18 protein-coding genes are annotated in these 18,916 nt (G+C 58.7%); 9 read left to right on the plus strand and 9 right to left on the minus strand.

Features of this window, described 5'->3' with window-relative positions; all coding sequences use genetic code 11:
- Nucleotides 1–7: 7 nt before the first annotated feature.
- Genes FG95_RS17900 through FG95_RS17925 form a run of 6 tightly spaced genes read right to left on the minus strand, consistent with a single transcriptional unit; the run spans nucleotide 8 to nucleotide 5,956 of the window.
- Complete coding sequence (locus FG95_RS17900) at nucleotides 8–1,099, minus strand: acyl-CoA dehydrogenase family protein (protein ID WP_037557595.1); 1,092 nt, start codon at nucleotides 1,097–1,099, stop codon at nucleotides 8–10.
- Nucleotides 1,099–2,349: an acyl-CoA dehydrogenase family protein gene (locus tag FG95_RS17905; protein WP_037557597.1), complete on the minus strand. Its 1,251-nt coding sequence runs from the start codon at nucleotides 2,347–2,349 to the stop codon at nucleotides 1,099–1,101. Before FG95_RS17905 ends, FG95_RS17900 begins: the two co-directional genes overlap by 1 nt.
- 7 nt (nucleotides 2,350–2,356) lie before the next feature.
- Complete coding sequence (locus FG95_RS17910) at nucleotides 2,357–2,818, minus strand: Zn-ribbon domain-containing OB-fold protein (protein WP_037557599.1); 462 nt, start codon at nucleotides 2,816–2,818, stop codon at nucleotides 2,357–2,359.
- Nucleotides 2,815–4,005 carry a thiolase C-terminal domain-containing protein gene (locus FG95_RS17915; protein WP_037557601.1) on the minus strand — a complete coding sequence of 397 codons (1,191 nt, stop codon included), beginning with the start codon at nucleotides 4,003–4,005 and terminating at the stop codon, nucleotides 2,815–2,817. Before FG95_RS17915 ends, FG95_RS17910 begins: the two co-directional genes overlap by 4 nt.
- Nucleotides 4,006–4,030: 25 nt before the next feature.
- Nucleotides 4,031–5,173, minus strand: a complete 1,143-nt coding sequence (locus tag FG95_RS17920; RefSeq protein ID WP_037557602.1) for an NAD(P)H-dependent flavin oxidoreductase — start codon at nucleotides 5,171–5,173, stop codon at nucleotides 4,031–4,033.
- 42 nt (nucleotides 5,174–5,215) lie between these two features.
- Nucleotides 5,216–5,956, minus strand: a complete 741-nt coding sequence (locus FG95_RS17925; RefSeq protein WP_037557604.1) for a FadR/GntR family transcriptional regulator — start codon at nucleotides 5,954–5,956, stop codon at nucleotides 5,216–5,218.
- A 186-nt stretch (nucleotides 5,957–6,142) separates the two neighbouring features.
- On the opposite strand from FG95_RS17925, the gene FG95_RS17930 reads away from it, so the two are divergent.
- Together FG95_RS17930 and FG95_RS20360 are read left to right on the plus strand one after the other, a co-directional pair.
- Complete coding sequence (locus tag FG95_RS17930) at nucleotides 6,143–7,405, plus strand: cytochrome P450 (protein WP_037557605.1); 1,263 nt, start codon at nucleotides 6,143–6,145, stop codon at nucleotides 7,403–7,405.
- The gene (locus tag FG95_RS20360) at nucleotides 7,406–7,762 is read left to right on the plus strand and encodes a 2Fe-2S iron-sulfur cluster-binding protein (RefSeq protein ID WP_231729244.1); all 357 of its coding nucleotides are present in this window, start codon (nucleotides 7,406–7,408) and stop codon (nucleotides 7,760–7,762) included.
- Between the two features lie 171 nt (nucleotides 7,763–7,933).
- On the opposite strand, the gene FG95_RS17940 is transcribed toward FG95_RS20360, so the two are convergent.
- Genes FG95_RS17940 through FG95_RS17950 form a run of 3 tightly spaced genes read right to left on the minus strand, consistent with a single transcriptional unit; the run spans nucleotide 7,934 to nucleotide 10,851 of the window.
- A complete protein-coding gene (locus FG95_RS17940; RefSeq protein WP_197410089.1) occupies nucleotides 7,934–8,707 on the minus strand; it encodes an NUDIX domain-containing protein in 774 nt (257 codons plus the stop codon).
- Between the two features lie 60 nt (nucleotides 8,708–8,767).
- Entirely contained in the window at nucleotides 8,768–10,357 is a 1,590-nt protein-coding gene (locus FG95_RS17945; protein WP_037557607.1) for an ABC1 kinase family protein, read from the minus strand.
- 5 nt (nucleotides 10,358–10,362) lie between these two features.
- A complete protein-coding gene (locus FG95_RS17950) occupies nucleotides 10,363–10,851 on the minus strand; it encodes a MarR family winged helix-turn-helix transcriptional regulator (protein ID WP_052182484.1) in 489 nt (162 codons plus the stop codon).
- A 131-nt stretch (nucleotides 10,852–10,982) separates the two neighbouring features.
- On the opposite strand from FG95_RS17950, the gene FG95_RS17955 reads away from it, so the two are divergent.
- From FG95_RS17955 to FG95_RS17985, 7 genes are all read left to right on the plus strand, one after another.
- Nucleotides 10,983–12,110, plus strand: coding sequence for an HlyD family secretion protein (locus FG95_RS17955; RefSeq protein WP_037557697.1), 1,128 nt, complete (start codon nucleotides 10,983–10,985; stop codon nucleotides 12,108–12,110).
- Entirely contained in the window at nucleotides 12,107–13,678 is a 1,572-nt protein-coding gene (locus FG95_RS17960) for an MDR family MFS transporter (RefSeq protein ID WP_137752007.1), read from the plus strand. Before FG95_RS17955 ends, FG95_RS17960 begins: the two co-directional genes overlap by 4 nt.
- A 7-nt stretch (nucleotides 13,679–13,685) precedes the next feature.
- Nucleotides 13,686–15,149: an efflux transporter outer membrane subunit gene (locus FG95_RS17965; RefSeq protein ID WP_037557608.1), complete on the plus strand. Its 1,464-nt coding sequence runs from the start codon at nucleotides 13,686–13,688 to the stop codon at nucleotides 15,147–15,149.
- A gap of 307 nt (nucleotides 15,150–15,456) precedes the next feature.
- Nucleotides 15,457–16,605 (plus strand): MlaE family ABC transporter permease, encoded by a 1,149-nt coding sequence (locus FG95_RS17970; RefSeq protein ID WP_161786578.1) that lies wholly within the window; start codon nucleotides 15,457–15,459, stop codon nucleotides 16,603–16,605.
- Nucleotides 16,602–17,369: an ABC transporter ATP-binding protein gene (locus FG95_RS17975; RefSeq protein WP_037557610.1), complete on the plus strand. Its 768-nt coding sequence runs from the start codon at nucleotides 16,602–16,604 to the stop codon at nucleotides 17,367–17,369. Before FG95_RS17970 ends, FG95_RS17975 begins: the two co-directional genes overlap by 4 nt.
- Nucleotides 17,369–18,277, plus strand: coding sequence for an MlaD family protein (locus FG95_RS17980; RefSeq protein ID WP_037557611.1), 909 nt, complete (start codon nucleotides 17,369–17,371; stop codon nucleotides 18,275–18,277). Before FG95_RS17975 ends, FG95_RS17980 begins: the two co-directional genes overlap by 1 nt.
- A complete protein-coding gene (locus FG95_RS17985; protein ID WP_058801017.1) occupies nucleotides 18,274–18,885 on the plus strand; it encodes an ABC-type transport auxiliary lipoprotein family protein in 612 nt (203 codons plus the stop codon). Before FG95_RS17980 ends, FG95_RS17985 begins: the two co-directional genes overlap by 4 nt.
- The last annotated feature ends 31 nt before the right edge of the window (nucleotides 18,886–18,916 follow it).

Genomic DNA, 18,916 nt, shown 5'->3' on the forward strand with positions numbered 1-18,916 from the left:
GTTACTATCAGGCTGCTCTCGTCCAACCCTGCAGAGCCGCTGCCTCGGCTCGCACCGCTTCGGGGCCACCCAAGACCTGCCGATCGAAGCCGATCCGTTTGAACCAGTAGTGCAGGCCGAGCAGATCGGTGAACCCCATCCCGCCATGCACTTCAGTGGCGGTGCGGGCGACAAATCGGTGGACGTCGCCCGTGAGGGATTTCGCATGGCAAGCCGCGAGAGATGCATCCTCCGGCAGCGCATCGAAGACATGGGCGGCGTACCAGACCAGCGCGCGGCACGGTTCATGGCGTGCGGCCATTTCGGCGCACATGTGCTTTACCGCCTGGAAGCTGCCGATAGGGCGGCCGAACTGCTCTCGCTGACCAGCATAATCGACCGCCTTTTCAATCATGGCCTGCCCTGCGCCTAAGCTGTCGGCGGCAAGGATCACGCGGCCAGCATCGCGCAGCCGAGCCGATGCTGTGCCGCCGTCGTCGGCAAGCGGATCGGTCTCGACAGCCGCAAAGGACAATTCTCCCACGCTGCGCGTGCGATCGATGGTGGTGAGGCGGGTCGCCTTGAGTCCCGATGCTAGGGCTGGGACGAGGTGCAGCCTGCCACCGGCGTCCGCTACGAGATACGCGTCCGCGCCTTCGAAATCGAGGCAGAACAGGGCGGTGCCGCTAAGCTTCCCTTCGACGAATTGAACTCCCGCGCCGTCGCGCGCCTGGACCGTCGCGGAAATCGCGACTCCGATACGGGCCTCGCCACGCGCGATCTTCGGAAGCCATTGGCACTTTTGCTTGTTAGTTCCTGCCTCGCTCAGCGCGATCGGGGCGAGAACTACGCTGGCTAGAAATGGCGCTGGTGTGACCGCATAGGCGAGTTGTTCCGCCACGACCGCAGCGTCGAGAAGGGTCATGCCTAGGCCACCATGCTCTTCGGGGACAAGCATGGCTGGGACCGCCAGATCGTGGAGGGCTCCGAAAATAGTGTCACTTAACGGGTTGTCGCGCCCGGCACATTCGCGGACATGCTCAAGCGGGGAGGTATCGGCAAGACACCGCGCAACTGCGTCGCGCAGTATCTGCTGATCCTGCGAAAGGCCGAAGTCCATCACGCCGCTCCCTGCCTGTCGGTCTGCATGCCTGCCGCTCCCTTCGCTTCGTCGGAAATCCGCGCCAGCTTCGGCTCGCGCGGCATCTCTAGGCCACGTTCGGCGATGATGTTCTTCTGGATCTGCGCGGTGCCGCCACCTATTATGAGGCCGAGTTGGAACATATAGTTCCATTGCCAAGCCCCTCCGTCTCGTTCCCGCGGGCTGCGGTGATACAAAATGCCCATCTCGCCCATCGCGTCGATCGCCAGCGCAGAGATCTGATGCGCGACCTCGCAACTCTGCAGTTTGACGATCAGCTTCGCCATGCCGCCAGGCTCGCCCTTGAGGCTGTTCGATAGAATGCGCATTCCATTACATTTCATCGCCGTCACTTCGGCCTGGAGCGCCACCAGCCGGTCGCGCAGGACCGCATTGTCGATCGCCCGACCTTCGCCGATGGATTCCTGCTGCATCAGGCCAATCAATGCCTGCAGCCGGTTCTCGAGTGCGTCGGGATCGCCCAGCATTCCGCGCTCGTGGCCAAGCGTTGCGTTCGCGACGAACCAGCCCTGTCCTCGCTGGCCGACGATCTGGTCCACCGGAACCCGCACATTAGTAAAGAATGTCTCGTTGAACTCGGCGTGACCGGTCATCGTCTTCAAGGGGCGTACCTCGATCCCCGGTATGTCCATCGAGAAAATCAGATAAGAGATACCGCTATGCTTCGAGGCCTCGAGTTCGGTCCTCACAAGGCAAAAGATCATGTCGGCTTGCTTCGCGGTGCTGGTCCAGATTTTCTGGCCATTTATAACGAATTCTCCATTTTCGATGCGCGCGCTGGTCTTGAGGTTGGCGAGGTCCGATCCCGCACCGGGTTCGGAATATCCTTGGCACCACACGACTTCGCCCGTCAGCGTTGCTGCGATCCACCGCCGCTTCTGTTCATCGGTGCCCAACTCGAGCAAAGTCGGGACGAGCATTGAGATGCCCTGGTTCGCCAAGCCGCTCGGAAGCCGAGCTCGCGAAAACTCTTCCGCGATAATGCGCGATTTGAGTATATCCGGCGCCGCTCCGTAGCCGCCATATTCGGCCGGTATCGTGCGCGCCGTATAGCCGTGCTCGATCAATAGCTTTTGCCATCGGATAGCTTCGGCTGAGGGCCGGGAGAACCGGGTGGCGGAGGGTGGCGCCAAATGTCTGTGCGCATTGATGAAGGCGCGGATCTCCGCGCGGAAGGCGTCATATTGGGGGCCGTAGTCGAGATCCATGTCGTCTCTACCCTTCACGCGGACGAAAAACAGGAAGGCGAAAGTCCCCCCCGATCATTTCGAAATCGAGTTCGACCGGCAGATCGAGTGCGAGGATGTCACGCTCGCAATCCACGAGGCGCGTGGCCATGCGCACGCCTTCCTCAAGTTCCACCACGGCAGCCACGAACGGGACGTCGGCGGCAAAAGCGGGGTGCAGCGCCTGATGGGTCACGGTCCAGGAAAAAAGCGTGCCCTTGCCGCTGCTGGGTTCCCAGGAATAGTCTGGCGAGCCGCATCGTGCACACATGTAGCGAGGCAGGTGGCGAAAGATGCCGCAACTTCCGCAACGCTGGAAATAGAGTTGACCGTCCTGGCACAGCCTCCAGAACTCCTGTTCGATCGGGTCCTGCGGCCGCGGCTGCGGCTTGGCCGGCGTTGCCTGCGCGGAGGGCCGCGCCTTGGGAGGCACATCATGCTCGTCGCTCATGCAAACCTCCTGAGGATCGCGATGCTGCCATCGCCAAGGTCTCCCCAGCCTGTCACAAGGCCGGTCTGGGCTCCGATCACTTGACGCTCGCCGCAGTCATGGCGCAGCTGTCGTACTGCTTCCACAACATGGTTGAGACCCCAGACATGCGCCTCGCTAAGCAAGCCGCCATGGGTGTTGATCGGTAAGCGCCCGCCCAGCTCGATCTGGCCATTGGCGACAAATTCGGCCTGCGCGCCAGGCTCGCAATATCCGAGCGATTCGAGCTGCAGCAGAACGATATAGGTGAAACAATCGTAGATCTGGAGGAAGTCCATGTCGTCGCGCGTGACGCCCGCCATATCGAATGCGCGCGGGGCGGCATCGCTGAGGCCGATCTTGAAGGGGTCGGGGCGGGAAGGGATGTCGTCGGCGGGATAGGGATGGCCTTCGGCCGCGCCGGCGATGCTGACGGGCACATGCGGCATGTCTTTGGCACGGTCCATGCGCGAGAGGACGACAGCACAGGCGCCATCGGTCTCGAGGCAGCAATCGTAGAGGCGAAACGGCTCAGATATCCAGCGCGCCGAATAATAGGTTTCCGCGTCGAGTTCGCGGCCATAGGTAAAGGCGCGTGGATTCAATTGCGCATGACGGCGGCAGGCGAGCGCCACGGCCGCCATCGCATCTTCGCCAACGCCGTAGAGCTTCGAGTGACGGGTCGCCAGCCAGGCGTACATCTGCACCGGCAACAATACGCCGTAGGGGCTGTAGTAGCCTTGGATCGTATTGGTCAGGGTGTTCATGTTCATCGGCCGGGTGGGCGGGGCGCCCGGCTTAGGTCTGAGAGCGGAATAGCCGTTCCAGCCCAGTGTCACGAGCACATGATCGCATAGACCACAGGCGATCGCCATGGCGGCATTCTGTAGTGCCGTTGTCGGGCTGGCGCCGCCCATGTGCACGGTTGCCGCATAGCGCAGCACATCAATGCCCAGATTGGCGGCCATCTCCTCCGACGTCGTATAGATTGGCGGCGGCACCATGCCGTCGATATCGGAGGGTTTCAGTCCAGCATCCGCGATGGCCCGGCGCGAGGCGGTGAGCATCATTTCCACTGCAGTCCGCTCGGTGCCCTTGACGAAATCGGTCTGGCCGACCCCGGTGATTGCTGCCTTGTCGGCAAAGGAAAGGGTGGATGAAAGATTCATGCCGCGTCCCTGTCTCGCTCGCCGGTCAGAAATGAGTTCCGGCGCCGGCCAATGCTCTCTCCGCGCCCTCTATAAGGTCGCGCATCACGACTGCCGCTGGGCGGATCGCATCGATCAGACCAATCCCCTGGCCTGCGAAGCCGGGCATGATGTCCTTGCGTGCGGCCTTGATGCCAGAAGCCATGACAGGCCCCGAAACCATCGACTGATAAGGCATCGGAAGCGGCTCTTTGCCGGCCGCCACCCAAGCATCGGCCCATTTGTTCCGAATCATCCGGGCAGGCTTGCCCGTTAGCGATCGGCTGACCACCGTATCGGCATCGCCGCTTTCGGTGATGGCTTCTTTCTGAAATTGTTCGATACCTGCTTCGTCGGTTGCGAGGAACGCCGATCCGATCCACGCCCCCTGGGCGCCGAGCATCATCGCTGCGGCGACTCCGCGACCATCGGCTATTCCTCCCGCACCGATTACGGGAACACGATCGCCGACTGCATCAACCACTTGCGGAATCAGCGAGAAGGTTCCGACAGGAGAGTTGTGGCCGCCGCCGTCGTGACCCTGCGCGACGATCAGGTCGATACCCGATTCCACTACCTGCAGGGCGTGCTTGACCTTTCCGATCACCGCCATGACCTTGGTGCCATTGGCATGAAGGCGTTCCATCCACGGTTCGGGATTGCCAAGGCCTGCGGCATAGACCGGCACTTTTTCTTCGATGATTACTTCCATCTGCGCTTCGAAGAACTCCCGCGAGAACAGCTGCAGTCCGCCCTTGCCCATGTCCGGGGCGCCCGCCGCGCGCATCGCCGTGGCGGCGTCCACTGCGGGCAAATGCTCGCGCTCCATGAATTCGCGGGTGAACTCCTGATATTCGCCGAGCAAAGCCAGGGGGTTTTCTGCTACACCTCCGCTCTCCGGCGCCGAACCGCGCCTGACAGACGCCGGCAGCAAGGTATCGACCCCAAAAGGCATGTCGGTCATCTCGCGGGTTTGCCTGATCCAGCTACGTAACTGGTCGGGCGAGCATGCGGCAGCGCCGAGAACACCAAGTCCGCCTGCGTTCGACACCGCGGCAGCGAGTGCAGGCACGCTCGCCCCGCCCATTCCAGCCAGAAGAATCGGATATTCGATCCCGAGAATTTTGCAAACAGGGCTCTTCAGCGCCATTATCCTACCCTCTCCGTTCCGCGCCCGATCAGACGCAATTTTCTAAATCTGCCCCCACCTGACACGCTGGGATACAAGCTCGGGGCTTCGCTCTGCCAGATAGGACGCGGATCCCGAGACGAGCCGGGCCATGGCCTGACGCGCCGCTTCGGAATCCCCGGTGCGTACTGCTTCGAGGACACGGCGGAGGAATCGCAATTGGACCGCTCGCTCCTGCGCCGAATAGCCAAGTGAGTGAGAGAATTCGCGCGTAATTAAATGCAGCGTCGACGTTAATAGCCCGAACAATGGATTGCCGCTGGCCCAGCCGAGAAGGTCATGAAAACGACGGTTCAGTTCCTCGAACTGGCCTCCGGCTTCATTTCGTTCCAGCTCTTTGAGGCAATCGGCGAGTGCGCTCAGGTCGCCGGTAGTCGCGCGCTGGGCGGCGTAGGCGGCAACATCCGCGGCGATCGCTTCACGTAGTTCGAGCAGGCCTCTGAGGTCGGCGTCCATGAAATGCAGAATTAGCGAGAGACTGTTTGCAAAGTCGCCGGTCTGCGGACGCGCAACCACCGGACCGCCGCTACGGCCCAGCTGAAGATGGATAACGCCCTGGAGCTCAAGGAAGCGGAGCGCTTCGCGCAAGGTCGCTCGCGCGACATCATATCGCGCAAGCATTTCTTCCTCACGCGGCAACCTGTCGCCCGGGGCGTGTGCACCTGCCTCGATATCGCGAACGATGTGCTGGGCAAGCGAGAGTGCGCGCTTAGCTTTCTTCGCGTTTTCGACTTTCAGCAACATCACTCTGCCTCACCCCTGTCACGAAGCCTTATAAGATTTAAGTTCCGTTTATGTCCATGGTCGTGAGATAAAAATGTTTCAGATGCAAAAAAATGATAAAACCTTATAAGCATTATTGACTGAGCCTCAGAAGGGATTTACGATTTCAAGTAGGGCAATTGTGCTGTTATCGACGAAGGGCGCGACATGGATACCGACATGGTGGAGCCGAATATCCGCGAAAAGGTCGCTTTCATCCCGATCGACGAGATTGATGTTGCGCGTCCGAGCCTTTTCCAGAAAGACACGGTCGGCCTGTTCTTCGAGCGGCTTCGCCGAGAGGAGCCGGTCCACTACTGCCGCGAAAGCTATGTCGGACCATATTGGTCGATTACAAAGTTCGACGACATCATGGCCGTGGACACCAACCATAAGGTATTTTCGTCAGAGGCGAAGCTCGGCGGTATCGCCATCGAGGACATGCACTCGGCGAAAAGCGCGCTTGAACTTGAAATGTTCATCGCGATGGACCCACCAAAGCACAACCAGCAACGAAAGGCCGTTACTGGTGCGGTCGCGCCGTCCAACTTGCTGCTGCTTGAGCCAACTATCCGCGAACGAGCATGCCAAATCCTCGACGACTTGCCGGTCGGCGAAGATATTGATTGGGTTGATAAGGTGGCGGTCGAATTGACCACAATGACCCTTGCGACCCTGTTCGACTTCCCGTGGGAGGAACGCCGCAAGCTCACGCGCTGGTCCGACGTCACAACGGCCGCCCCTGAAACTGGGATCGTCGCATCCTATGAGGCGCGGCGCGCAGAGCTGATCGAATGCGCAATGTATTTCAAGGGTCTGTGGGAGCAGCGCATCAATGCGGAGCCGAAGAATGACCTGATCTCCATGATGGCGCATTCTCCGGCGACACGGGACATGCCCTTCCTGGAGTTTCTGGGCAACCTCTTGCTGCTTATCGTGGGCGGCAATGACACCACGCGCAACTCGATCAGCGGTGGTGTCCTGGCACTGAACCAGAACCCGGACGCGTATTTGAAATTGAATAACGATCCTGGGCTCATCACTAGCATGGTGCCAGAGATCATCCGCTGGCAGACACCGCTGACCCATATGCGCCGCACGGCGCTGCAAGATTGGGAGATCGGCGGCAAGAAGATCAGAAAAGGCGACAAGGTTGTGATGTGGTACCTGTCGGGTAACCGCGACGAGACGGTCATCGACAGGGCGGACGAGTTCATCATAGACCGTAAGAACCCACGGCATCATCTGTCTTTCGGCTATGGCATTCATCGCTGTATGGGCAACCGGCTCGCAGAACTGCAACTACGGATCATCTGGGAAGAGATCCACAAGCGGTTCGCGAAGATCGAAGTGACCGGTGAACCCGAGCGCCTGTTCTCGAACCTAGTGCGAGGGATTACGAAACTGCCGGTGAGGCTCCACGCCCGCTGATTGGCTGATTCAAAAAAAGCGGAGCTTGATATGGTCAAAGTGACGTTCGTTTCCAGCGATGGAACGCGGAGGGCAGTCGACATAGCCGAAGGTGAGACAGCGCGCGAAGCGGCGCTGTTCAACGATGTGCCGGGCATCGACGGTGATTGCGGCGGGGTGTGCGCTTGTGCAACCTGCCATGTGTTTGTGGATCCGGCCTGGATCGACAAGGTCGGCCGCTTGGCCGAAGGCGGTGCGGAGGCAGACCTCCTGCAGTTTGCGGAAGGGGCGAACGAATATAGTCGCCTCGCTTGCCAGATTCCCATCGAGCCCTTGGTGGAAGGTCTGATTCTGCATGTTCCCGAGCAGCAATACTGACATGCCTGCGTGACGCGTGTTTCACACGACGCTCGACTGTCTGAAATCGCGAGTAGAGCTCAACCAGGAGGTACTCGCTACCTTTCAGAGGTCCCAGCATCAAATGGCGGATCTGTGCTGACCTAGCTCTCGTGCGCCCGCGAGTCGAGGGGGGCGTGCCAACAGTGCCTTTCAACTTAAAATTTCATACGCTGCGCCGTATCCCGCGTTGGCGGGAATAGTGAGGATGTTCGTGCCGTCTCGCTGGATGACTTCTGGAAGGACCGGCACGATTTCGCGAGCCTTGGCCCGCGCGACGCAATCGTCTGCGCTCGCAGCTTCGGCTAGCAGTTGCAGGTTCAATCTCGTAGGAAAGATGATCGTTCGTTCACCGCTGACACCCAGTTTCAGGGCTTTGCTTGGCGAAAGCCATTCCGCATCAACGGTTTCATATCCATCACATGCTGCGATCTGGCGCTCTGGGGCGCGAACGACGAAGAAATGAGTGTCGAAGCGCTTTTGCATAAAGCTGGGCGTGATCCACCGCGCGAACTCGCTCAGGCGATCAAGGCGCAGTTGCACATCGGCCTCACGCACAATGTCGAAAAATTCGCGCTCGCCTCGCTCGACGGCTTTGCGGCTTTCAAGATCGCAAATATCCTCGAACTCGCTACCGTCGCGATGATCGGCCAGCAGGATGCCTGCTTCCTCAAAGGCTTCACGAATCGCGGCAATCCGGAGGGTGCGCTGCGTAGGATCTAGCGTTTTCCAACCCCTGCAATAATCGGCCCATTCAGGCGCTTCATCGGCAGCAGAAGGCTTTCCACCCGGAAAGACCAGCGCGCCGGATGCAAAATCGATCTGGTGATGCCGCTTGACCATCAGCACCTGGAACTCCGGCTCGTCGCGAAGCAACAGCATGGTGGCTGCGGGGACCGGATTGACTGGCTTCTGCAGGGTCATCATAAACTCCAGTTTGAATTGGCCTGATATTGGACGCTGGCCCGTTCAGGCTGAGCAACGATCTTATCGCCATTTGCGCAGAAGAACCAACCCGGCAAGAGCCAGTGCAACACTTGCAAGCACCCAGGACTGATTCGCAAGCAGCGCCGCGGAGACGATAAGTGCGGCCGCCACAGGACCTTTGACAGGCTGGCTCGCGCGGCGAATGGCTGCAAGCCGTTCAAAACTGGCCGGATCGATCTGGACAGGCACGTACCCGGACTTGGCGATCACGGCGGCGTTATCGAGAAGGTCGGGCATGACCGCCGCCAAGGCGAGGAGTTTTCGGCGAACTTTTTTTAGATTGGGCTGATTTCGGCCGAGAGAGAATCTTTCCGCGAACAGCTCCAACATGATGGGGCGTGTTTCCTCCCCAATATTATAACCAGGCGCAAAGGAACGCGCAAACCCCTCCGCCGTGAGCAATGTTCGAAGAAGGATCGCCAGATCAGGCGGAAGTGCGAGCTGATAGTCTCGCAGGAGATCGAACACGCGGCTGAAAATATGCGAGAACTCAATCCCCGAAAGGACGGTTCCTCTGAATTCACCTATCAGCTGGTCCAAATTCTGGGTGAGCCCATCACGGTCAACTTTTGGATTTCCGGCCCATTCGAGCAACACGTTCGCGACGTCGGCTGTGTCCTCGTCGGCTATAGCCATGACAAGTCGCACCAGCTCCTCGCGTCTCGCCTTCGTGAGAGTGCCGACCGATCCAAAGTCGATAAAGCCCACATCCTGTTCCCCGATAAGGAAAACATTGCCCGGATGCGGATCGCCATGGAATTCGCCATTCAGAATGATCATGCGCAGGACTGCATTCGCATATTGTCTCGCGAACGCCGCCACGCGTGGGTCGGTCGAGCCGGCCTCGAGCGCAGACGCGGGCGTTCCATACAGCCGCTCCTGGACGTTGACCCGTATCCCCGTCAGTTCCCAATGAATTGTTGGAGTCTTGATCCCAAGCGTGTCAAGATAGCCACCGATACGCTCGCATGCACGAGCTTCGGCTGCCAGATCCATTTCCCAGGCAAGATTTCTGCCAAAGGTTCGCAGGAACTCTACGGGGCGATAGCGGGCGATTTCAGGGGATCGATCCTCGGCAACGGCGGCGAGGCGCGACAGCAGCCGCACATCGGCCTCCATTCGCGCAGCAGTGCCCGGACGCCGCACCTTTATGATAACGCCGGCGCCGTCGAGCAGCGAAGCAGAGTAGGTCTGCGCTACCGAAGCCGAAGCCAGTGGTTGTTCATCGAATTGGGTGAATTCCCCTCGCCAGTCAGCTCCCCAGCTTGCGGCAAGGATGGGCTCGATTTCTTCGAATGGCACCGGAGAAACCTGATCGTGGAGCGTCGCGAAGGCAGCAATCCAGGACCTGGAAAACAGATCGCTGCGCGTCGCCAGCAGCTGTCCAAGCTTTATTCCGACCGGACCAATGTCGCGCAGGAGTGCGACGACCGCCGCCGGCCGCAATTCACCTGGATCGATTGAATTGGCAGGATGCGGAATGACGCCGAGCGCGCCCGCCAGGCTTTTGGCGCCGTGCCGGACAAGAATCTGTCCTATCTCGGCGGCGCGTGCGATGTCTCCTATCGGTTTATCTCGGAACCCAGGCATATGTCCTATTCCGCATCGGTCCGGCTCTGATCGAGATTCGACGCAATCCGCACAAGAATGTCCAGCAACGTCCGTTTTTCGTCGCGCGTGGCGTTCCGCCATAAGACCCTATGCAGCCCGTCCGCGGATTCTCTCAGTTGGGGCAACAACCTGTCGAGCTCCTGGGTCAGGATGAGCTGCCATGCCCGGCCGTCCGTTTTGGCTCGTCGCCTTTCCATCAATCCTTTCTCACAAAGGCCAGCGACGGCTTGACCGATCGTGGCGGATTCCAACTCTAGTCGCTTGGCAATTCCGGCCTGCGTCAACGATGGTTCGCGGAGAAGTTGTCCGATGATGCGCCACTGCGTCTGATTGAGGCCGCTCTTGGCAATCCGTGCGTCATAAGCGCGCCTCGCCCCCCGACTAATCTCGTCCATCAAATATAGCATACGGTCGTCGTCGGTGAGGGCGCCTTCGCGAAGCCGTGGCGGCATTGTGTCGAGATTTGCGTTCATACCGCTGCCTAGTCCGTTTCGTGGGAATGCCAAAACGCAAATTACTAAACGATTTTACTAACTGGATGGAACGGTCTACGCCACGCCATGAAGCGACTTAGCACATGTCCAAAATCCTTCGAAAGAGGCAGATGACCGACGAACCAAATGAGCGGGAACAGGATCGCGCGCCCGCATCCAGCCTGAAATCGCAACCCAAATTTCGCCTCATCCTCATCATAGCCATCACTGCTGCGCTGATTGCAGGTGGTTGGTGGTATTACAGGCATGTCACCTATGGGCAGTACATGCAGTCGACCGACAACGCCTATGTCGCGGCCGACAGCGTTGTGGTTTCATCAAAAGTGGCCGGATACGTGGACGCGGTGCTCGTCTCTGAGAACGGGTGGGTCAGTCCCGGCGAGGCGCTCGTGCAACTGGATGTGCGAGATTATAGAGCCCAGGCGCAACAGGCGCGTGCGCAGATTGCGGCGACGCTGGCCGGCGCCGACACAATCCGCTCGCAAGTAACCGAACAGGACTCAGCGATTCGACAGGCGCGGGCCCAACTCGCCGCCAAGCGCGCGGCGCTCGACCTCGCCAATGAGCAGGTAGCGAGGTATCGCCCCCTCGCCGCGACCGGTGCGGAGCCGCGAGAAAAGCTTCAACAATATGAGACACAGGCGCAGCAAGCGCACGCCGACTTTGTTGCTGCCCAGGCAGCAGTCTCTGCCGCCAACGGTCGGAGGGCCACCTTGTTCAAACAGATCGACCAGACCGAAGCCCAAGCTGACGCGGCCCGCGCGCAGCTGGAAGCGGCCGACCTAGATGTCACATCGACCCTGCTGCGAGCCAGCAAGGGAGGTCGCGTTGGCGATCTAACAGTAAGGGTCGGCCAATTCGTTCAGCCCGGCCAGCGATTGATGACGGTGGTTCCGGTAAACGAAATCTACGTCATCGCTAATTTCAAGGAGACGCAGGTCGGCCTTTTGCGGGCGGGGCAACCGGTCAAGCTCGAGGTCGACGCACTTCCCGACTTTGAGATTGCCGGACGCGTTGAGAGCATCTCCCCCGGAACCGGAGCAGAATTTTCAATCCTGCCGCCCGAAAACGCCACAGGGAATTTCACCAAGATTGTTCAGCGGATAACGGTTCGTATCGCGATAATAGCCTCGCCCAAAGTGCGTCGTCTGCTCGTCCCGGGCATGTCGGTTGTGGCAGTTGTCGACACGCGAAATGCTGCCGGAGAGCTGAAAGAGATCTCGAGTACCGACAAATGACCGCCGAGTTGGCATCGAACAGCGCCTCTGGTACTCCGACTGCAGACAGGCGGAATGCCGATATCACCGCGTGGATAGCGGTCGCAGCGGGCGCACTTGGCGCCATGCTCGCAACACTCGATATCTCTATCGTCAATTCCGCGCTTCCGGTGATCCAGGGCGAAATCGGAGCCAGCGGCACCGAGGGAACCTGGATTGCCACCGCATTTCTCGTAGCCGAAATCGTGGTAATTCCGCTTAGCGCCTGGCTTGAACGCCTTTTTGGACTGCGAAATCTGCTCATCATTGCGGTTTCCGCGTTCACCGGCTTTTCAATTCTTTGCGGTATGGCGACCGACCTCACGACCATGATCATCGGTCGCACGGGTCAGGGTTTCATGGGTGGTGCGCTGATACCGACTGCGATGACCATCGTGGCGAAAAGATTGCCGCCCCATCAACAGCCGATCGGCATGGCGCTGTTCGGCATGACAGTGATTCTGGGTCCGGTCATGGGGCCGCTGATCGGTGGCTGGCTGACCGAAAATTTGAGCTGGCACTATGCCTTCTTTGTCAATGTTCCAATCTGCGCTGTGCTGCTGCTGCTGCTATTCGTCGGGCTTCCTCACGAAGAGCCGAAGTGGGAGTATCTGACCGATGCTGATTGGGCGGGCATTGCCGGCCTGATTCTGGGGTTGGGCGCTTTGACTGTGTTGCTTGAGGAGGGGCATCGCGAGGAATGGTTTGAATCCGCTCTTATTCGCTGGCTGGCCCTCATTGCCGTCATCGGTTTCGCTTCACTGATCTACGGGCAGCTGAATGCGTCCAAGCCCGTCCTGAAACTCCGCCTCCTTCTCAATCGCCAATTCGGAAGCGTTGCGGTGATGGCTCTCGCCTTGGGAATGGTGATGTATGGTTCGACCTACGTCATTCCCCAATTTCTTGCGATCATATCGGATTATAACGCTTTTCAAACCGGGCTCGTTATATTTTGGATGGGTATTCCGGCCTTTGTGCTTATGCCGATCCTGCCCTTAATGATCCGTAGGCTCCACATCCGCATTGCCGTCGGAGTCGCAATGCTTCTGATGGCGGCCAGCTGTTTCGTCAGCATAAGCCTCACCGCGGAATCCGGGGGCGCCGTATTCATCGAAAGCCAGCTTATTCGGGGTGTTGGCATGATTCTGTCCATGATGTTCCTGAACCAGGCTACCGTAGCCTCAGTGGCAAATACAGATGCTGGCGATGCCTCCGGTATTTTTAACGCCGCTCGAAATCTCGGAGGATCTTTCGCTTTGGCCGGACTGGCTTCGTTTCAGGACCAGCGGATCTGGCACCATAGCCGGCGCATGGAAGAAACGCTGAATGCCAACAGTGTTTCGCTCCAGATTTATCTTGATGAACTCGCGAAAAGCTTCGGCGGGATGGAGGGTGCCATGTCGATGCTAGGCCGGACCATCCAGCGGGACGCGTTCGTAATGACCTACAATGATGTGTTCTTGGCGATGGGCGTCCTAACCTTGATGACCGTTCCTTTGGTCATCTTTTTGAAGCCGCTTCCCAGGAATGTTTCCCTTTCGATGCACTGAGCCTGATATGATAAAAAAATCTGTAATATCGCTTCTCGCCTCGTTTCTGCTGGCCGGTTGTGTCGCGGGCCCAGACTACGCCGGGCCTCCAGAAGTATTCTCGGCGAACCGAAATGACGGCTTTGTCCGTGCCGGCGGTAACGTCAGCGATGCCGAGCCCGAGCTGGCAGATTGGTGGCTCCTTTTGAACGATCCGGAATTGAACAGGCTTATCGAGGCCGCGTTATCGGACAATCCTTCGCTTCAGGCTGCGCAAGCGCGGATCGCGCAGGCGCGGGCATCCGTGAGACAGGAGAAGGCCGGAAGATTTCCGACGCTTGGAACCCAGGCGACGGCTATTCAGGGCCGCTTGCCGGGCCTTGATATTCAGAACAGTGCCCCGCCTTCGGCGAGCGCGCCTGTTAGTCCGCAGGGACAGGCGGATGATAGCCTCAGTGTCTACAATCTCGGGCTCAACGCTAACTGGGAGCTGGATTTCGCAGGAGGAACGCAGCGACGGATCGAGGCCGGCAACGCTCAGGCAGCGGCAGCGGTTGCCAATGTGGAGGATGCCAAGGTCCAGCTGACCGCCGAAGTCGCCAATGCCTATGTCAACCTGCGCGAGGCCCAGTTTCGAGCCAAAGCGTACCGAACCGAGTGCGAGTTGCAGCATCAAATCCTCTCGCTAACCTATCAACGGTATCAGCAAGGCGTTTTGCCCCTGTTCCCTCTCGGCAATGCAAATGCCGAGCTCGAGTTGCTCAAGTCTCAGCTCGCCGAGGCCGAAGCTGACACGGCGGTATTGCTCGATGCGCTTGCCATTTTAGCTGGGCAGATCCCAGGGACAACGGACGAAGCGCTGAAACAGATCTTCGATGTTCCCCTCCCGCCGGAACAGGTCGCGGTGGGCGACCCCTCAAACCTTGTCGCACGTCGGCCCGACATCCGCGCGGCCGAACGCAGCCTGGCGGCAGCAACGGCTCGGATCGGTGTTGCGGAGGCCGCACGATTTCCGAAGCTGTCATTCATGGGAATCTTGGGACTTGGCGGAACGTCGCCAGACGATCTCTTTGATGTGAGCAACCCGTCAATTCTCGCTATTCCGCAGCTGCAGTGGAACTTCCTCGATTTCGGAAGGGTCGATGCCTCGGTCGATCAGGCGAGCGCCGCCCGTGCCGAGGCGGTTGCCAACTATCGACAGACAGTGCTTTCTGCACTTCAGGACGCCGAGCGCGCGTTGTCGCGCTTTGGCCAGCAGCGCTCTGCCCTGGTGGCGTTCGCGCAGATCAAGTCCCAGGCAGATGGCGCAGCCGATCTTGATCGACAACGATTTGCCGGCGGAGTGATCTCGCGCGCTGACCTAAATCGCACGCTTCGCAAACAGGAGCAGGCGGCAACCGACCTCGTCCGGGGAAAGGCGGCGCTCACGCTGTCATGGATCGCCCTGCAAAAATCACTCGGCCTGGGATGGCAAATGCAAGCAAAGATTTAATGTCACCTACGAGTGTTGTTAATATAAACTCCAAGGTGCGATATCGGTTCAGAAAGAATCTCATAGGGATTTCACCTGACAATTTTATCTAACCTTAGCAAGAGTATCCTGTGCTTATTCAAACGATCTGTCGGCCGATTTGTGCGCAGCATACTCCTTGCAAGCGACCTGATATAACGCTACGCTGACGTCTACATAATGTCATTGAGGCAAGGCGCGATGTGTGGATCGGCATGGTTAAATGTGTGGGGTCAGTGGTCCCGCTTGCTGGCATGATCCGCTCGACGACGGGCTATGGGAGAGGAAGTTGCCACGGGCGATCCGCTCTCCCGACACCGGTTGGAGACTTGCTGCGATGAATGCGCGCACAGCACCGAACATCTTCGTTCGCGAAGGAGATGGCATTTCAACGTTGGTCGTTGAAGGTGACTGGACAGCGATTTCGATCGCAGGCCTTTCCGGGCATGTTCTGAGTCCCTCGAACCTCTCCTTCTCAAGCGACTTCGGAAACCTGGGAAGGATAGACAGCGCAGGCGCGCTCGCCATCCTGACTCTCGCACCCAATGCGGCATTTACCGCAGACCTGCCCGCCAATCTTGCTGATCTGTTCGCGCTGGTGGGCTCGGCCATGGCCGACCGCGATGTCCCGTCTATCAAAACTCCCCCATTTCACGTGCGTCTTGGCCAAAAAGTTTATCGAGCTGTCCAGGAAATCGGCGCAAGCGCTCGATTTCTCGGGCAACTTGAGGTGGCGCTCATGAAATCTCTTGCACATCCCAAAAGGATGCGACTGATCGCACTGGCGTCGTCAATTCAGAAGGCCGGCTTCGATGCGCTGCCACTCATAGCGATCATGACATTCTTTATCGGCGCAGTAGTGGCTCTCATAGGAAGCGATCTGCTCAAGACATTGGGTGCATCGGAACTGGTCGTCGAACTGGTTGGCATATCCGTCCTCCGCGAGTTCGGCGTCCTCATTCCCGCGATACTACTTGCCGGTCGGTCCGCTTCCACTTTCGCGGCCCAGATCGGCGCAATGCGAATGAATCAAGAGACGCAGGCAATGAAGGTGATGGGCATCGACCTGTTCGACGCGCTGGTTGTGCCACGCGTATTGGCATTGCTTGTAATTATGCCCCTCCTGGCGATTGTTGCCATGCTGGCTGGGTTGGCCGGCGGGCTTGTCGTCAGCTGGGGCATACTCGACGTGAGCCCGACATATTTCGCCGAACGACTCTCGGCTGCGGTCGATATCCGACACTTCTGGGTTGGAATGGCAAAAGTACCGGTGCTGGCCATTGTGATTGCGCTTGCCGGATGTCGCCACGGCCTTTCGGTACGCGGAGATGTTGAGGATCTGGGCGGGCGGGTGACCGTCGCCGTTGTCCAAGCGCTATTCGCAATCATCCTTCTGGATGCCGCCTTTGCAATTCTCTTCAACGTGCTCGAAATATGATTTGCGATCCGGACGTCGTTATTCGGGTGGAGAATCTTAAAACCCGATTTGGCGATCACATTATCCACCAGGATTTGAACCTAGAAGTCCATCGTGGCGAGATTCTTGGTGTCGTCGGAGGGTCCGGTAGTGGAAAATCCGTCCTGATGAACACCATTTTGGGCCTGATTGCGCCTAGCCATGGGACAATCGAAATCTTTCAGAAAAAAATTGGGAGTCGCTTTGATCGTACGGAAATTAATCACCGAATTGGCGTCATGTTTCAAAATGGCGCGCTTTTTTCTTCTCTTAGTGTGCAAGAAAATGTCGAGGCTCCTCTCATCGAACATACCCGTCTTAGAGAGCCGTGGCTCGAGGCCGTGGCTCTGATGAAAATCGGCCTTGTCGGACTCGATGCCGAGGTGGGCCGGCAAATGCCCGCTGAACTTTCAGGCGGAATGCGAAAACGTGTAAGCGTAGCGAGGGCCTTGGCGCTCGATCCAGAATTGCTGTTCCTTGACGAACCCACTTCGGGCCTCGACCCGATCGCAGCCGCGGAATTTGACCAGCTGATACGGACGCTGAGCGACACGCTGGGGCTTACTGTCGTGATGGTGACCCATGATCTCGACAGCCTGTATTCCATCAGCGACCGCGTGGCCGTGGTTGCGGATCAGAAAATTGTCGAGGTTTCGCCAATCGCGGAACTTGAGAGGTCTGACCATCCTTGGATCAGGGCGTTTTTGGGAGGGCGGGCGGAGCGCGCCAAGGAAAGGAACCGCTAATGGAACGCGACGCGAACTACGGTCTGATTGGGGGCCTGACGCTGGCTCTGCTAGCGGCGGCTTTCGGCTTCATCCTCTGGCTCGGTCAATCCCAATTCGCGCGTGATTTCGACGAGTATCGGATCATTTTCGATGGTCCTGTCCGCGGGCTGAGCGAGGGAGGCGAGGTGCAGTTCAACGGAATTCCGGTGGGAGAAATCACGCGTATTAGTCTTGATCCCAGAAATCCAAACAGGGTGCTTGCAGGAGTGCGCCTGCGCGAGGATACGCCTGTGCGCGTCGATTCTACCGCCGCGACGGAGTCGCAAGGCATAACCGGCGGAAGCTACATCCAGATCAGTGCGGGGACGCCCTCTAAGCCGTTGTTGAAGGAGGTTTCCAAGGAAGCGCTCCCAGTGATTAAGGCGGAAAAAAGTTCGCTACAATCCCTGATGGATGGAGGTGGCGCATTGTTGGCGGATGCTTCGCAGGCCCTGGAAAGGGTCAACCGGACCTTGTCCGACGAGAATATCGAAAATGTTTCGGCTGCTATTGCGAATGTAACAGCTACCACGGCGGAATTGCGATCTAGTCGCGGAATGTTCAGCAAGGCTGAACAAGCGTTTGCACGCCTGGACCGGGCGGCGGCCGATATCGAGGCCGCGGCCGCATCGGCGCGCACGGCGATCGATGGCGACGGTCGCAAGACGTTTGCCGATGTCTCGGCAGCCGCTCGAGATCTTCGAGAGGGGATCGCCGAGGCGAGGGTGGTCATTCACAGGCTTGATGACGCCGCGAGTGGATTGGCGGCGCCCGACGGCTCCGGGATTGCTGCAACTTTGAAATCGCTCGATAGCGCGGCGCAGGAAATCGAGCAGCTCGCCGGCCAGCTACGACGGACCCCTCGTGAAAGGAAGCTCCCCCAATGAAAACGATCTCTGCAAGAATGTTTTTGCTGATGGGCGCGCTAATTTGCCTTTCTGGTTGCGGGAATATTCTGGGAACTGGCGGCAAATCGACGTTGTACCGGATCAGTAGCACGCCCGTACCGGAGCGTGAAATTGCACGACAGTGGATTCCGGTGTATATTACGCGACCGACGCTTCCGCCTGGGGCCGATGGAGACAGGATCCTCACGATCGAGAATCGCGAAGTCACGTATCTGGCCAAAGCACGGTGGATGAGGCCTGCGCCCGAGATGATCCGCGAGGCTATTGCCGGAAGCGTAGCGCGCAAAATCGATCACGCATATATCCCTGTCCAGAGCGTTGCTTCCGATCATTACGTCCTATCCGCACGGCTTTCTTCTTTTGCAGCCTATTACGACCAGGGGCCCGACGCGGCCCCGATCATTCGCATCGCCGCGCAAGTGGAACTAAGCCGATCCAAAGAATCGGAACCACTGGCAGTCACGCGCATCGTCCTTGATAGGTCAGCAAGTGCAAATAGCGTTTCGAGTATCGTCGAAGCCTTTGATCGCGCGAGCCTTGAAATGGCCGACGAAATCGCGAGTTGGACGGCTGCGGCGATCAACTAGCGTGAAGCCAATGGAAACTTAGTCGGGACAA

The sequence above is a fragment of the Sphingopyxis sp. LC363 genome (assembly GCF_000756385.1).
Lineage (GTDB): Bacteria > Pseudomonadota > Alphaproteobacteria > Sphingomonadales > Sphingomonadaceae > Sphingopyxis.